Annotated in this window: 14 protein-coding genes; 9 read left to right on the forward strand and 5 right to left on the reverse strand. The window is 54.1% G+C overall.

The features are described 5' to 3' along the window. Positions 1-7 precede the first annotated feature (7 nt). Both ACFQ1T_RS04525 and ACFQ1T_RS04530 read right to left on the reverse strand, forming a co-directional pair. A complete protein-coding gene (locus ACFQ1T_RS04525; protein ID WP_275357770.1) occupies positions 8-2,167 on the reverse strand; it encodes a sensor domain-containing protein in 2,160 nt (719 codons plus the stop codon). After that, a complete protein-coding gene (locus ACFQ1T_RS04530; protein ID WP_379074325.1) occupies positions 2,167-4,749 on the reverse strand; it encodes a chemotaxis protein CheW in 2,583 nt (860 codons plus the stop codon). The genes ACFQ1T_RS04525 and ACFQ1T_RS04530 overlap by 1 nt, the downstream gene beginning before the upstream one ends. A gap of 292 nt (positions 4,750-5,041) precedes the next feature. Between ACFQ1T_RS04530 and ACFQ1T_RS04535 the strand changes: the two genes are divergently transcribed. After that, the gene (locus ACFQ1T_RS04535; RefSeq protein ID WP_379074328.1) at positions 5,042-5,488 is read left to right on the forward strand and encodes a DUF2721 domain-containing protein; all 447 of its coding nucleotides are present in this window, start codon (positions 5,042-5,044) and stop codon (positions 5,486-5,488) included. On the opposite strand, the gene ACFQ1T_RS04540 is transcribed toward ACFQ1T_RS04535, so the two are convergent. Beyond that, positions 5,485-6,594, reverse strand: a complete 1,110-nt coding sequence (locus tag ACFQ1T_RS04540; protein WP_379074331.1) for an HPP family protein — start codon at positions 6,592-6,594, stop codon at positions 5,485-5,487. The two genes, ACFQ1T_RS04535 and ACFQ1T_RS04540, sit on opposite strands and share 4 nt — an antisense overlap. Positions 6,595-6,841: 247 nt before the next feature. On the opposite strand from ACFQ1T_RS04540, the gene ACFQ1T_RS04545 reads away from it, so the two are divergent. From ACFQ1T_RS04545 to ACFQ1T_RS04565, 5 genes are all read left to right on the forward strand, one after another. After that, the gene (locus tag ACFQ1T_RS04545) at positions 6,842-8,302 is read left to right on the forward strand and encodes a DegQ family serine endoprotease (RefSeq protein WP_379074334.1); all 1,461 of its coding nucleotides are present in this window, start codon (positions 6,842-6,844) and stop codon (positions 8,300-8,302) included. A gap of 126 nt (positions 8,303-8,428) precedes the next feature. After that, the gene (gene cobT / locus ACFQ1T_RS04550) at positions 8,429-9,475 is read left to right on the forward strand and encodes a nicotinate-nucleotide--dimethylbenzimidazole phosphoribosyltransferase (RefSeq protein WP_379074337.1); all 1,047 of its coding nucleotides are present in this window, start codon (positions 8,429-8,431) and stop codon (positions 9,473-9,475) included. Next, a complete protein-coding gene (locus ACFQ1T_RS04555) occupies positions 9,472-10,263 on the forward strand; it encodes an adenosylcobinamide-GDP ribazoletransferase (RefSeq protein WP_275357763.1) in 792 nt (263 codons plus the stop codon). Before cobT ends, ACFQ1T_RS04555 begins: the two co-directional genes overlap by 4 nt. Further along, entirely contained in the window at positions 10,260-10,841 is a 582-nt protein-coding gene (gene cobC, locus ACFQ1T_RS04560) for an alpha-ribazole phosphatase (RefSeq protein WP_275357761.1), read from the forward strand. The genes ACFQ1T_RS04555 and cobC overlap by 4 nt, the downstream gene beginning before the upstream one ends. A 211-nt stretch (positions 10,842-11,052) precedes the next feature. Beyond that, a complete protein-coding gene (locus ACFQ1T_RS04565) occupies positions 11,053-11,298 on the forward strand; it encodes a DUF2171 domain-containing protein (RefSeq protein ID WP_194748856.1) in 246 nt (81 codons plus the stop codon). Positions 11,299-11,403: 105 nt separating this feature from the next. Here ACFQ1T_RS04565 and ACFQ1T_RS04570 read toward each other — a convergent pair whose 3' ends face one another. After that, a complete protein-coding gene (locus ACFQ1T_RS04570; RefSeq protein WP_379074342.1) occupies positions 11,404-11,628 on the reverse strand; it encodes a glycine zipper 2TM domain-containing protein in 225 nt (74 codons plus the stop codon). A gap of 261 nt (positions 11,629-11,889) precedes the next feature. Between ACFQ1T_RS04570 and ACFQ1T_RS04575 the strand changes: the two genes are divergently transcribed. From ACFQ1T_RS04575 to ACFQ1T_RS04585, 3 genes are all read left to right on the forward strand, one after another. Beyond that, complete coding sequence (locus tag ACFQ1T_RS04575; RefSeq protein ID WP_379074345.1) at positions 11,890-12,288, forward strand: BON domain-containing protein; 399 nt, start codon at positions 11,890-11,892, stop codon at positions 12,286-12,288. A gap of 171 nt (positions 12,289-12,459) precedes the next feature. Continuing rightward, positions 12,460-12,618 carry a DUF3309 family protein gene (locus ACFQ1T_RS04580; protein WP_275357757.1) on the forward strand — a complete coding sequence of 53 codons (159 nt, stop codon included), beginning with the start codon at positions 12,460-12,462 and terminating at the stop codon, positions 12,616-12,618. A 76-nt stretch (positions 12,619-12,694) separates the two neighbouring features. Continuing rightward, positions 12,695-13,849, forward strand: a complete 1,155-nt coding sequence (locus ACFQ1T_RS04585; protein WP_379074348.1) for an OmpA family protein — start codon at positions 12,695-12,697, stop codon at positions 13,847-13,849. 123 nt (positions 13,850-13,972) lie between these two features. Here the strand turns inward: ACFQ1T_RS04585 and ACFQ1T_RS04590 are convergent, their stop codons facing one another. Continuing rightward, on the reverse strand, positions 13,973-15,382 hold the full coding sequence (locus ACFQ1T_RS04590; protein ID WP_379074351.1) for an aminotransferase-like domain-containing protein: 1,410 nt from the start codon (positions 15,380-15,382) through the stop codon (positions 13,973-13,975). Between the last annotated feature and the right edge of the window lie 47 nt (positions 15,383-15,429).

Consider the following 15,429-nt stretch of genomic DNA (forward strand, 5'->3'; position numbering starts at 1 on the left):
TGACCGCCTAGCGGCTCACCTGCAAATGGTCAAATTTGGGCCGTTGCTCGCGCATGAACTGTGCCAGCGCTTCATCCGACAAGGGCTTGCTGTAGTAATAGCCCTGGCCGACATCGCAGCCGCTGTGCAATAAAAAGCGGTGCTGGTACTCGTTTTCTATGCCTTCTGCGGTCACTGATTTATGCAAGCTTTTACCCAGATTGATCAATGCCAGCAGGATATTGCCATTGGTCACGCTTTGTTCCAGGTCCTGCACAAACGCTTTGTCAATCTTGAGCTCGTCAATCGGATAGTTTTTCAGATAGGCCATATTGGAGTAGCCGATGCCGAAGTCATCAATGGCAATACAAACGCCCAGGCGTTTGAGTTGCTCCAGTGTCCGCGTAAACATGGCTTCATCCTTAAAGCGTGCATTCTCCGTCACTTCCAGCGTAATCAAGTGTGGCGGGACGCGTTCCTGCCGTAAGACCCGCTGCACTGTCTCCACCAGGTTGCCGCGCAAAAACTGGATAGGAGAGACATTGACCGCAATCGGCACCAGATAGCCCCATTCGGTTTGCATGGCTTTGATTTTCTTGCAGGCAGTCTGCAAGACCCACTCACCAATGGCAAAAATATGACCGGTTTCTTCGGCCACCGGAATAAACTGGTCAGGCGGAATCAGGCCGCGCTCCGGGTGTTGCCAGCGGATCAGGGCCTCCAGCGCGCTGATATTGCCGTGTTGCATATTGATTTGCGGCTGGTAATACAGCATGAGTTCTTGCCGTTGCAGGGCGTGTCCGAGGCCATATTCAATTTCGTTACGTTCGCCCAGTTGCTGTGCCAGGGAGCCACTAAACATTTGCACTTTATTTTTACCGGCATTTTTCGCGCTATACAGTGCAGAGTCGGCGCACGTCAGCAAGGTATCAATATCTTGGGCATGGTCCGGGTAGATGCTGACGCCAACGCTACAAGTCATGTTAAACACATAGTCGCCAATGGCAATCGGTTGCGAAATGGCTTCCATCACGCGTGACAGCAAGGGTTGGGCATCTTCTGCCGAGCGCATGCCGGGGTAGAGCATGACAAACTCATCGCCGCCAAACCGCACAATGGCATCCGTCGGGCGTGTACTCTGAATCAGCCGTTGCGCGACGTTCTCCAGCAGCTTGTCACCGGCACGGTGGCCCAGCGTGTCGTTAATGAGTTTGAAATGGTCGAGGTCAATAAAGGCAATCGCTATTTTGTAGTGAAACTTGTCGGCTTCCGCAATCAGGCTGGCCAGTTTGCCACTGAAGGCATGGCGGTTTAACAACCCGGTCAGGTTGTCTGTCACCGCCAGTTGGCGGATTTGCAACTCATAGTTTTTACGGTCGGTGATGTCTTCGACCGTGCCCTCGTAGTAAAGAATACTGCCTTGTGCATCATAGACGGCATGCGCGTTTTCCGAGATCCAGATGGTTTCGCCATTCAGCCGGTAGACTTGCGACTCAAAATTCTGCACACGCCCCTGCAGGCGGATGGCTTCGGTAAAGTCGTGACGGCGGCTGTCTTCTACATACAGTTGCGTGCTGATATTGTTGAGGTCGCTGATCAGCTCCGCCGGCGAGGCATAGCCATAGAGCTTGGCCAGCGCCAGGTTGGCATTCAGGTAGGTGCCAGATTCTGTGGTTTGGAACATGCCTAGCGTCGAGTTCTCAAACATGGAGCGGTATTTTTGCTCGGTGCTGTAGAGCGCCTGCTCAATGCGTTTGCGTTCAGTGATGTCTTGAATAATGCCTTCAAGGGCGACGGGTTTGCCCTCGGGATCAAAGACGCCACTGCCGCGTTCGGCCACCCAGCTGATTTCGCCATCGGCACGCACAATGCGGTATTCAAGTGCAAACCGTTGTTTGCGACTGACCGCTTCATGAATGATTTTGCGCGCCTGTGCACGGTCTTCAGTGTGCGTGATCCGTTCGTAGGACTTGACCTTGTTCAGGATCAAGTCTTGCGGAGCATAGCCGGTCAGCGACTCACAGCCTTTGCTGACATAAATCATGGTCCACTGATCATCATACAGGCAGCGGTATATCATGCCATCCAGATTATCCAGTAGCGTATCCAACAGCCGTTGTTGCTGTGAGGTCATTAAGGCATCGACGATTTGTGTTTGCATCATGTCCCAGTTGATCTGGCCACGCATTACAGCATCGCCTGTTCAGTTTGCCTTTGCTGGCCGATAGTGACTTTTTCCCACAGGCTTTGGGCATTCATCAGGGTCAGCATGCTTTGCTGGGCGAGATTGGCAATGGCAATGCCGGGGTTGTTGCTAATCCCCTTGAAAAAAGTATTCATGGGCTGAATCTGGTTGGGGGCAAGGTAAGGAATCTCGCCCAGTGCCGAGACAAAGACTCCGAATTTGAGTGCGGCTGCCTTGTCTTCAATCACCACAATCTGCCGGTAATCGGTAAAGTAGTGCGCGTGACCCAGCATGCGCGCCAGGTCAATAATAGGGATGACCTGATCGCCATAGGGGTGCATGCCCGCAATAAAGGGCGCCGACTCTGGCAGCGTGCGTAACTGCACTTCGTCAATCGCTTCGCGGACAAAGCGGGCCTCTATCCCTAGCCAGCTGTTGCCGACATAAAAGGTTGCGTACTCCTGGCTGTCTTCAGCATTTTGCAGGAACAGGTTGGGGTTAAATTTGTTGTGGATGACCTGCGACTCTGCCGTGATGCGCTGGTTGATTTCGTTGACATTGCCAAGCGGGGTAAAGATCAAGGCAAAGACTTTATTCCTGTAGTTGTCTTCTGCCCCCTTGAATTCACGATAACCATACGCCGCATGCACCCCTACCGCATAGTAGGTGTGATGGTAAATGGCAATATCAAACAGTCGCTGGCCTTCATCGAGATTGCTGATTTCCGGCATCAACGCAAAGTCATCGCCGGTGGCAAAGTCTGCATGCGTGCTGGAGATCACCTTGAGCTGTTCGTTGACAAACAGCGTAAAGCTGCCGCTGACCGGGGTATCGGTTTTGTCGCGTGGAATCACATCACGGAGCATGGCCTGGAATTGCGGCTTGCTGTCAAACACAATGCCTATGCCACCGACAATACTGTTGCCATCCAAATGCCGGATCGGCGCTGCGTAAATATAGGTTGCCTGATGGTTGTACAAGGGCGTCGGTTCAAACTGCGACACCACATAGTCCTGGCTTGAAGTGCAGCTGCGCGTGCGGCCTACCCATTCTTCGGTGAGCTGGCTGTCGATCAACTCATTGTAACGTGGGTTGGACACGGCAATCACCGTGCCTTGCCGGTCAAAGACGATCAGGTTGTCGTAAACAGTATACAAGCCATTGATGTAGCGCAGAATTGAGCTGATCTGGTTTTTATCCTGCGCAGAGAGCTGGGCATTACCCAGGCACTCTCTGAAGACGTGGGTGAGTGCCCACCAACGGACGTCATTCGCTCGCTCGTACAGGTTGCGGTCCATGATCTCGACCGCCAGCTGCGCATAAAAACTGGAGTTTTCGAGCATCACCGAGACCACGGTCTGATACAGCTCAGAGACCATGCCCTCAATAATTTGCTGGGTTTTATGTCCGGTGTTGCTGATCTCCGAGAGCAGGCTTTTGGAAAAGTTCTTTTGCTGGGTGTTGACGTAGTTGCTCTGCCAGATATTGCCGTTCCACACCGACTGGTTCAGCTTGCTCTGGATGTTGGCCGCCTGTTTTGGAATATTCAGCAGGCTTTCAGAAAAAATCAGCGGGCTGCGCATCACCTTGCGCAAGATTTCCGCATCAATATTGCTGATCATGCCCTGCATGCTCTGGTTGAATGCATACTCAAGCGGAATCATGGCTTGTCCCAGCCAGCCTGGCCCTGAGTAGCCTTGATAATTCTCGGCCTGTTTGGTGACACACAGGTATTCACGGCCCGCAAATCGCGCCACAAACCAGTCCTTGTCCGTGTCTGCACAGAGGGTGATGCCAATGGGGATTTGGTGTGGATCGCTAGAGGCAATCACGTGACGATGCTCATCCAGCAGGATGCCTATGGTCCAGTCCGAGCCAGAAATCAGGTTTTGAAAAATGGTTTGCAGTTCGTTCACAAACTTGAAGCACAAGCACAGGACGCCTAAAGGCCGCAGGCCATCACTGCTGCGCACTTCATGCGCATACATCAGGGATTGGTAAGGTTTGCCGTTGATTTCCGTTTCATAAAAATACTCGACATAAGGCGCACTGGATTGTGCTGCCAGCTTGAAAATTGCGTGTTGGTCTACCAGCGTCTGCTGGGAGGCATCCAGCTGATGCAGCATGTTGCCCGCCATGTCAAAAAGGGCAATATTTTCGTAGACGGTATATTTGTTTTGATATTCCTGAAAGCGGTGCGTGATACGCAATTGCTCATGTGCCGTGACTGCGCCTGCCGCATGTTTTTCAAGGTAGCCCCTGACATCATCGTCGGTGGCAAAAAAGCCGATATCCGCCGTGCGTTCAAACAGGTTGCGGATCAGCAGGTTAATGACCTCAAATGCCTTGGATGTCAGCTGTGCCGCCGTTTTGTGCAAGGTTTCTTCTGACAGGTGGCGTAACACGGCATTCGAGATTTTGTTGAATGCGGTGCGTGTTTCTTCCATTTCGGAGCCGGTGCCGGACAGTTGCGCCATCAGAGCAAGACTGTCCCAGGCATTTTGTAGCTGGTAGATGTGTGAACGGAAATCGTTGACCTTTTTAAAATGGCTGGCGAGCTCTTCAGTCAAAGGTTGTGGGTGCATATATTTCTAGTGTTCTTCCATGATTGCAATTAATTCCGCCTATTTATAGCAAGAATGGTTCCCATTTAGCGGGGTCGAATTGCAAAACAATGGCAAGAAAAATGCTTTTATTTAAATATTAAAACCTGAGGGACATGATTTCGCTGGTGATTGGTCAAATAAACGCTACCTGCTTTGCGCGCATGCCTTGTGTTGGTGCGCAGTTGGCTAAAATGGTGCACGCGTGTCTGGTGTTTTTCATGTCAAAATAGGCCTTCCTTTTTCCTGAGTTCGCCAGCGCATGATTAATACCATGATAGAAATCCACAGTGTGTCGGAAGCGATCCGTGATGCGGTGGCGCCCGTGTTTTTGCTCACTGGCATCGGGTCGATTCTCGGCGTGTTAATTGGCCGCCTGGGCCGCTCGATTGACCGTGCCAGGTTTTTAACCGATACGCCGGAGGAGAAGCGTGAGCGGTTCAAGGATGAGCTCAAGATTATTGTCAGGCGCACCAAATGGCTGCGCCGGGCGATTGGCCTGGCCACGTTTGCCGCCTTGTGTATTTGTGTCTCCATCGCCAGCATGTTTATTTCGGTGGAAACCGGCTTGCGCTTGCCGCACCTAGTGATGGTGTCGTTTATTATCTCGATGGCGTCACTGATATTGGGACTGCTGTGTTTCTTGCGCGAGATTGTGCTTGCCTCACGCGAAGTGATCGTGCCGTATCAGCAATTGGAAAAACCGGCGCGCAAGCCCTAGCGGTAAAGTGCGCGGATCACGTCGGTTTGTGTCAGCAGGCCGACCAGTTTGTTGGAGGCATCCACCACGGGCAACAGTTGCAAGTGATGGCTGGTCATGAGCGGAATGGTATGCATGAGATGCATCTGGGCCTGGATGGTGATGGCTGGCGTGGTCATGATTTGGCCGACAACTTCCGCTTTGTCGCTATGCGTGGTGGGTGACCAGCGGATCAGTCGCTGCAGGGCAGGCCCCACTTCGCGATAACTGCTCGCCTGGGCATGCCGCACAAAGTCTGACAGGCTCAATATCCCTATCACCAGCTTTGCCTTGTTGACTACAGGCACCGCAGGCTCGGTCTGCGCCAGCATGGTGTGCCAGGCGGCTTCCAGAGGGTCGCCATATTCAAAGGTGGTCTCCACTGGCCGCATGATCTGTTCGCAGGTAATCGCCTCCAGTTTACGGTGGTAGGCAATCAATTCGGTTTGCTCAAGCAGGTGTTGTAATTGCGAATGGTGAATGTCCAGCACTTCGTGAGACTGCCCCAGTGCCTGCTGCAAATCTTCAGGCGTGAATCCAAACTGGTAGCGCATATGCGTGGGCGTCGCTGCGGCATGGTCATGATCCGCCACCGGGTATCGATAGCCGGTCAGACGATGGTAAATCCAGGCTGTGAGTACCAGTAACAGGCTGTTTGCCAGCACCGGCCACCAGATAAAGCCAAAGCCGAGTTGCCAGATTGGTTCGCCGCCCAACACGGCAGTCAGGGCCACCGCGCCGCTAGGCGGATGCAGGCAACGAAAGGCAAACATCAACGCAATGGCCGACAGCATGGCAAGCGCTGCGGCGGTGACCGGAAAATCTGGCAACCATTGCGCAAACAATACCCCGCTTAAGGCGGCAAGCGTATTGCCTGCCAGCAAGGCCCACGGTTGTGCCAGCGGGCTGGATGGCAAACAAAACAAAATGACAGCGGAGGCCCCCATGGGCGCAATCAGGAACACAGCAGTATGCCAGTCTGCAGCTGGCGCTTCTGCGATGACCAGGCCGGCCATCCCGCCAGTGAGCAAAATCCCCAGGCCCGCGCCCAGCGCCGCCCGTGCGTAATCGCGCAACGACCCGGTCATGCGCCGCGGCCAATAAGGCTTTAAAAAACGGGCGAGGTTTGCCATTCCAATTCAAAAAAGCAAAGACCGCAGTGTAACACGGACCCTTTTTAGAGGTGATGTTGGTGTGACGATGAGCGGGAATTTCTCCCGATACAATTCGGTTACAAAAATTCGGAAACTTAGGCCCTGTTTTAAAGCTCATAAGCGCTGAATGGTCCTGCAAGAAAGGACACAACTTGATTGATGCAGAAGAAAGGAAACTGTGATGCAATCGTTCTTACAATCAAAATTGACGCATTGGGTGTCTGTGCCGTTGGCCGTGGCAGCACTGTTTGGTGCTGGCTACTGGATGAAAGGCTACACGCTGGTGAATCATGCGCAGGCGACTGCGCCGGTGTCGGCCAAAACCATGACCGCGCCAAGTGCTTATATCACGCTGCCTAACTTTGCCAGTATCGCTTCTACCCAGGGCGCTGCCGTGGTCAATATCAGCGTCAGTGGCACCGTGAAAACCGCCGGGATTCCGGGCATGGATCCTAGCGACCCCATGTTTGAGTTATTCCGCCGTTTTCAGCCCAATATGCCACAAACCGAAACGCCGATGAATGGCCTGGGTTCAGGCTTTATCGTCAAGTCTGATGGCGTGATCCTGACCAATGCCCACGTGGTGGATAAAGCCGATGTGGTGACCGTCAAACTGTCTGACAAGCGTGAGTTCCAAGCCAAGGTGGTCGGCGTGGACAAGCTGACCGATGTGGCGGTGCTGAAAATTGATGCCAAAGATTTGCCGACTGTCAGTATTGGCAGTACCAAGAGCAGCAATGTGGGGGACTGGGTCGTGGCAATAGGCTCGCCCTTCGGCTTTGACAACACGGTGACAGCAGGCATTATCTCGGCCAAATCCCGCGCCTTGCCAGACGAAGGCTATGTGCCTTTTCTGCAGACTGACGTGGCCATTAACCCCGGTAACTCTGGCGGGCCGCTCTTCAACCTGAATGGTGAGGTCATTGGCATTAACTCGCAAATTTACAGCCGTAGCGGTGGCTATCAGGGCCTGTCATTTGCGATCCCGATTGATGTGGCCATGGGCATTGAGCAGCAGTTGCTCGAAAAAGGCAAAGTCAGCCGTGGCCGTCTGGGCATTGGTGTGCAAGCCATTAACCAGGATTTAGCTTCTTCATTTGGCTTGCAGGCCCCCAATGGCGCCCTGGTCAGCAATGTCGAGAAAAATGGCCCTGCGGATAAAGCCGGCCTAGAACCTGGTGATGTGATCTTGAAGTTTAATGGTCAGAGCATAGACCGCTCCAGCGACTTGCCGCCCATGGTGGGCAGTATCAAGCCGGGCAGTACGGTCAGCGTTGAAGTCTGGCGCAACAAACAGCTCAAAAAACTGACTGTGCGTATTGATGAAATGCAAACCGCGCAGGCAGACCCTGCTGCCAGCATGGATAGCAAGCAAGCCAGATTAGGGGTGAGTGTGCGCCCGCTCACTTCGCAAGAGCTGGCGCAGACGCAACTTAAGCAGGGCTTGCTGGTGGAAGAGGTGGGCAAAGGTCCTGCCGCCAATGCCGGCATCCAGCCAGGTGACGTCATTCTGGCCGTTAATGGCGATCAGGTGAAAAGCGTCAGCCAGTTGCAGGATAAACTAACGCAAAACAGCAAGAATGTAGCGCTACTGGTCATGCGTGGCGACAGCAAACTCTATGTTCCCGTTAAAATAGGTTGATTCACGTGTTGCTTCCTTAGCCATTTGCCCCGCAGTTGCGGGGCTTTTTTATTCAGGCAGCGGTGTAGACGCCAAAGCGTTTAACAATTCTGCCAGACTGACCTTTTTGCCCGGTAAAATAACAATATGCAAACATTTCAAATCACCCCCATCGAAGACCAGACCCTGCAAGCCGCGCTGGCCCAGCAGATCAACCAAAAAACTAAACCCTTAGGCGCTCTTGGGCGGCTGGAAGCCCTGGCCATGCAACTGGGGCTGATCCAGCAAACCGTACATCCGGTGTTGCAACAGCCCACCATGCTGGTGTTTGCAGGTGATCATGGCATCGTCGCCGAAGGCGTCAGCCCTTATCCGCAAGCGGTGACGGCGCAAATGGTGTTCAACTTTTTAAATGGCGGCGCCGCCATCAATGTGTTTGCGCGCCAGCATGGTTTTGAGCTGCATGTGGTGGATAGCGGCGTCAATGCCGTATTCTCCCCGCACCCCAAGTTGATTGATGCCAAGGTGGGCATGGGCACCGCCAGTTTTCTGCATCAGCCGGCGATGACGGCCGAGCAATGCGCACAGGCGATTTACCGCGGCTCGCAAATTGCCAGGGATGCCATTACCCAGGGCTGTAATGTGCTGGCACTGGGCGAGATGGGCATCGGCAATACCTCCAGCGCCAGTTGCCTCATGAGTGTGCTGTGTGGCTTACCCATGCATCAATGTGTGGGGCGTGGCACCGGTGTCAGCGACAAAGGGTTGCAGCACAAACTGGCGGTGCTCACTTCCGCCTTGCAAGCGCATCATGTGCCTGCCAGCGATCCTCTGCATGCATTGGCCGTTTTTGGCGGCTTTGAAGTCGCCATGATGGTTGGGGCATTGCTTGCCGCTGCCGAAGCCCGTGTCATCTTGCTCATTGATGGTTTTATTGCCACCTCGGCCTTGCTGGTGGCCGCCAAGCTGTATCCGCAGGTGGTCGACTATTGCGTTTTTGCACATTGCTCTGACGAAAGTGGCCATGGCATCATGCTGGCACACCTCAAGGCGCAGCCCTTGCTGCATTTGTCTTTGCGTCTGGGCGAAGGCACCGGCGCCGTACTGGCTTATCCCTTGCTGCAGTCTGCGGTTGCCTTTCTCACCGAAATGGCCAGCTTTGAGAGTGCTGGCGTCAGCGAGCAAGTGCAGTGAAATCGCAATGGCGTTCCTTTTTGCTGGCCGTGGGGTTTTTTACGCGTATCCCGGTGCCAGCACTGCCTGACTTTAAAGAAAGTGATCTGAATCAGGCGGCCCGCTATTTCCCGTTGGTCGGCCTGTTGGTGGGCTTATTGGCCGCCATGGTCTGGTGGCTGGCGCATGGGCTATTCAACCCGGCATTGGCCGTGTTGTGCAGCATGGCTGCCACCATCCTTGCCACAGGCGCCTTTCATGAAGATGGCCTGGCGGACAGTGCGGACGGCTTGGGCGGAGGCATGACGCGCGAGCGCAAGCTGGAGATCATGCATGACTCTCGCCTTGGCAGCTACGGCGCCATTGCGCTGGTGGGCATCTTGCTGTTCAAGTTTGAGGCTTTGTCTGCGCTTGCGCCCGCTATCTTGCCGTTTGCCCTGATTGCCAGCCATGCCCTGAGCCGACTGGCGGCGGTGTATGTGATGGCGACGGCCAACTATGTGCGCACTGCGGGCAAGGCCAAACCGCTAGCCACTACGCTGACCCGGCAGGACGTGTTGTGCGCCAGCGTCTTCGGCATGCTGTGCTGGCTGGGCTTCGCCCTGATGCTGGGCATCAATCAGTCATTGATGGCTGCCGGATATTTTTTACTGATCACCAGCTTGCCTGTGCTCGTGGTCTGGCAGATGTGGCGGCAAACGATGTTACGACAGATTCAAGGCTATACCGGCGATACGCTGGGTGCGACACAGCAACTGACTGAAGTCGCTTTTTATTTGGGCCTGCTGGCCTGGGAGCGCTTGGCATGAAATTGACCTTGGTGAGACACACCAGTTTACAAATCGCTGAAGGCATCTGTTACGGACAAAGCGATGTCGATGTCTCGGCCAACTTTCATCACGAGTTGGCCAGCGTGCAGCAAAAGCTGCAAGCCGATGCTTTCCACGCCCTCTATACCAGCCCTTTGCAGCGCTGCCACAAACTCGCACTGGGTCTGGCACACGGCCTGGGGCATGCCGGAGACATTCAGGCCGATGTGCGCCTCAAGGAGCTGCACTTTGGCGAATGGGAGATGCAGGCCTGGAACGATATTCCGCGTGAGCGATTTGATGTCTGGGCCAAAAACTATGCCGAACTTTCGCCGCCACAAGGCGAAACCTTTGCCCAGTTACAGGCGCGCGGTGTGGACTTTTTGCAAGAGATACAAGCCCGCCATGCCGGTGAACATGTGCTGGTGGTCACCCACGGCGGCATGATACGCGCGCTGATTGCCCATGTGCTGAATATGCAACTCAAAGGCCTGTTCCGGTTGCATATCGATTACGCCAGTTTGACCCGCATGGAGTTTTTCGGGGAAATTCCCAAAATTACGTTTGTGAATCGTTAGTATCAGGCTTGCATCATCTGCATGCACGCTCTCCATGTGGGTCACCACGCATGCGTCTCTAAAAACCAGTCTGTTCTGCCATTGGCAGGAGGGGAATTCCGCTTCGTCGCTGTCTGACCAAGCGTGGGCTAGCGTACAGTCTGGGCTTAAAAAGGCTGCGACACTCTAAGGCCCTAAACGCAAACACTTGGTACAAGTGGAATGGAGAACAATGAATACAGTCAAAGCAAGTGACATCAAGCCGGATATGTCGGTGGTCTGTTCGCAAAACAATGAGTTTGCCAAGGTCGACCATATGGAAGGTGAGCAAACGATTAAATTAATGAAGGATAAAAGCGGCCAGCACCACTTTATCCCGCTGAGCTGGGTCGTTTCAACAGAAAACAATCAGATTCAGGTAGATCGCTCTGGCGAGCAAGCCATGAAGGATTGGAAAAGCTCGGCATCGGCCAACTAAAGGATAGTAACGCTTCGTCTTGCATCTCTTGTTGGCATCCGCCGCGGGGGATGTTTTTTTGTGTGGGGCGACAGCGTCCGAGGACGCTGCGGCATGCGTAGCCGCTTATTTTTTGTCTTTGCCAATCTGGTTGCCAATGATGCCGCTAACGGCTGCCCCACCCACCGTACCCAGTGCACCTCCCCCTGTCAGCACTGCACCTGCCACACCGCCCACGCCAGCGCCAATCGCTGTACTTTTATCTCGTGTGGCCATGCCACTGCATCCTGTCAGCAATATAAACAATATGGCAGCCAGCAGCTTGTTGCTTTTGTGATTCATCGTATTCATGTTGAGACTTCTTGAGTCAGGGTTGAGTAAGCGTAGACAAAGAGCTTATCTCCGCATCTACACCCAGTCTGTGCGCTAGCTGTAGATGCAGTGGCTGACCATGATTCCGGTGGCTGCCCGCTAAGCGCGCTAACGCACAGACCCCGGGTGCATTCATTCCAATAATGGCAGCAATCAACACGCAGCTTGTGTTTTCAGCATGGCCGGGCAGGCGTGATGCAATCGTCACCTGGCTGCAGTTAACAAATTGAGGAGCAGGGAATGAATCGTTTAGCAATCAGGCATATTTTTATCGCCGGGCTGTGTGGTCTCGCCGTGACCGCCTGCAATGACCCCAAGAACGCACAGGATGTGGGTAAGGAGATCGACCAGGCCGTCGAAAGTGCCGAGCAGCGTCTGGGCCAGGCCCAAGACCCACTGGAAAACAAGACGGATGCCGCAAAGGAAGCGCTCTCTGATACCGCTATTACCACTAAGGTTAAAGCTGCGTTTCTGGCCGAATCCAGTATTGCCAGCATGGATATCGCGGTCAGCACCCTCAACGGGGTCGTTACTCTGAATGGGGTGGTCACTTCGCTGGCCAGCCGCGATAAAGCCGTGGAGATTGTGCAAGCGATGCCCGAGGTGAGCAAAATCGATAATCAATTGAAGATACAGTAGTTTTTTAACAGAGACAAAACTCAGGCGCGGAGATGCGCCGGGTTCATATTGAAGATCACTCGAAACCATACAGCGGCAGAGTGCACGCTCACGCATGACCAGATTGATGCCTTGCGTGACAACATCACGCACCAATAAGCGCACTTGCTGACGCTGCCTACGGAGAAGACCATGACCATGATACAGATTTTGATCCTTGTTTTTATATTGATGCTGATTGGTGCCTTGCCGCGCTGGCCGCATAGCCAGAACTGGGGCTATCTGCCCAGCGGCGGGCTGGGGGTGATATTGCTGGTGTTGCTCATCTTGCTGTTGACCGGACGGATTTAATTGACTGACAACATGTCGCTTGGCCAGGCTTGCGCACTGGTTCATGCAACCCATTTTTACTAACTTAAGGCATCGTATGCATCCTGCTGTCATGAATGTTCCGCTTAAAACTATCGCTGTAGCCACCTTGCTATCCCTGAACATCGGCATGGTACATGCCGGGCAGATGTATCAGGGCGACTGGTATGTGTTACCGGGTGCCAGCAGCCTGCGCACCGATGACCAGCTGGATGCCAAACAGCATGGCGGCGGCTTTTTTATCAAGCTGGGCAAGGAGCTCTCGCCTGACTGGGATGTGCAAGGCGGTTTTACTTACAATCGCGTGGCTGAAGATACCGGTATCGCCGGCGTCGGCGGGCATTACAAACAAATCACCCTGGGTGCTGACGTGTTATATCTGTTCAGCCGTCAGGCGCTACGGCCATTTTTACTGATAGGCGGCGGCGTCGCACGTAATAATGTGGATTACAGCAATCTGCCTGGCTTGCATCACGAAATGCGCACCTCCTGGATGGGCAATGCCGGTTTGGGCGCGCAATGGATCATCAGCGATCGCTTTGGCGTTCAGGTGGATTGGCGACGGCAATGGTCAAAGTCTGATGCCCATGCACCGGGTACCAGCGTGGATACCTCAGGCACCATTGCTAACGATCTGTTCAATATCGGCGGCATGTGGCGTTTTGGCGCACCGTCACCGGCCATCCTAGCTGCAAACGACATGCCGCCACCCAATGCCCCGGTCACACGCCCCATGCCACCAGCCACACAAACTGAGCCCAGAACAACTGCGACTCTCCCGGTCGCCGCGTCGCCTCCTGATTGCAAAGCCCAGTTTGAAACAATTACGCTGTCGGCAGAAAAGCTGTTTGATTTTGATAAAGCCCAGATGCGTGAAGGCGCAAAACCATTGCTGGATGACGTGGTGAGCAAGTTAAACGCGCATCCTGAATTTGAGCTGGTGATGGTGACCGGCTACAGCGACCGCATCGGCAGGCAACAATACAATCAGCGGCTTTCTGAACAAAGAGCCAATCAGGTCAAAGACTATCTCGTGCAGGCCGGCGTAGCGTCCGGCCGAATGAAAAGTGTAGGCAAAGGCGAGGCCGATCCCAAAGTCAGCTGTCAGGGCATACATGGAGAGCCACTGATTCTGTGTTTGCAACCCAATCGGCGCGTGGTCATCGAAGATCAGGCACAGCACCAGTTGCCTGACCGGCCCGGGTGCTCTTAACGTCGACGCCTACTCTTGGGTCGCTTGTTAACCCTGAGCGACAGCAGCGTCACGTTGCCAGCATCGCCACCTGGATGTGTCAGGTGCGATTCCCAAGGTCGGTTTTGTAAACCCGTTAAGATGCTAGGCGGTGCTTAATAGCTCAAATACCTTGTCGCCCTCGCAATGCGCCACGTTAAAGCGCAACCACGATGAAGGCTCCTGATACGGTCTGAACAAGTTGCCAGGGGCCAGCATGACGTTCTGTCTGGTCGCCCGACTGGCGATTTCGGCCGCCTGTCTGCCATGGCCCAGGCTTGCCCAGACGAACATGCCTCCGGCCGGTTCGGTGTAAAGCGTCAGCCTGCATTGCTCCAGCGCCTGAATGACTTGCCCTCTTTTGACCGCCAGTCGGTTGCGTACTTTCTCCATATGCTTGCGATACCTGCCTTCTACCAGGATCTGGTACATCACGCGCTGGTTGATTTCAGAACTGGTCAGCCCTGTCAGGAGCTTGAGGTCTAGCAGCCTGCGCGCCAATTCTGCCTGGCAGGCGATAAAGCCCACACGCAGGCTGGCAGAAATGGTTTTGGAGTAACTACTGACATAGATGACGCGGTTGAGCTGGTCCAGGGCGGCGAGCCTGACCGCCGTTTGCGGGTGAAAGTCACCATAAATATCGTCTTCCACCAGATAAAAACCATATTTTTCTGCCAGCTGTAACAACTGGTGTGCCACCGCCAGGCTGGTGCTGGTGCCGGTCGGGTTATGCAGCACGGTGTTGGTGAAAAACAGCTTGGGCTTGTGTATGTGCAACAGCTGCTCCAGCTGTGCGATATCGGGACCATGGAGTCCGCGCGGCACGCCAACAATCTGGGCGCCCATGGATTTGAGCAGGCCAAATAAGGTGTAATAGCCGGGATCATCCACCAGCACCACATCGCCCGCTTTGATCATCAGTCTGGCGATCAGGTCTAGCCCATGCGAAGCGCCGTTGGTGATGAGCAGTTGCGAGGCTTCAGCGTGGATACCGATCTCGCCCAGGATTTTTTGGGCGAGCAACTGCCTGAGCGGTAAATAGCCGCTGACGTCGCCATAACTGGTTAAAAAACCGCCAGACTTTCTGGATAATTCATTCAGGCTTTTTTGAATGACTTTCTGATCAAGCCAATCCTTGGGTAGCCAGCCGCAGCCCGGCCGGATCGCCTCTGGCACATCCCTGAAAGTATTATGCAACAGCCACAATACATCATCTGCCCGCTCCAGATAAGACGTATCTGTTACCGCCGTTTGCAAAGGGGTGACGGGAGCCACATAAAAGCCAGAACCGCGCCGCGACAGCAGGTAGCCCAGCGCGACCAGGCGGTCGTAAGCATCGACCACGGTAAAGCGGCTGACCCCATGTTGCGCGGCAAAATCACGGATAGACGGCAGGCGCGCACCGGTGCGTAGCACCCGCTGTGCGATCTGTTGCTGGATCCCGCTGACAATTTGCTCAACCAGTGGTATCGGTTCAAGCGGGTTAATGGTGATTAGCGGCTGTGTGACTGGCATGGTAGATGGGCCTGTACAGTTTTGTAGATTGATGCATAAAGTGTATA

Origin of the sequence: Methylophilus glucosoxydans (assembly GCF_042676145.1) — a bacterium.
Lineage (GTDB): Bacteria > Pseudomonadota > Gammaproteobacteria > Burkholderiales > Methylophilaceae > Methylophilus > Methylophilus glucosoxydans.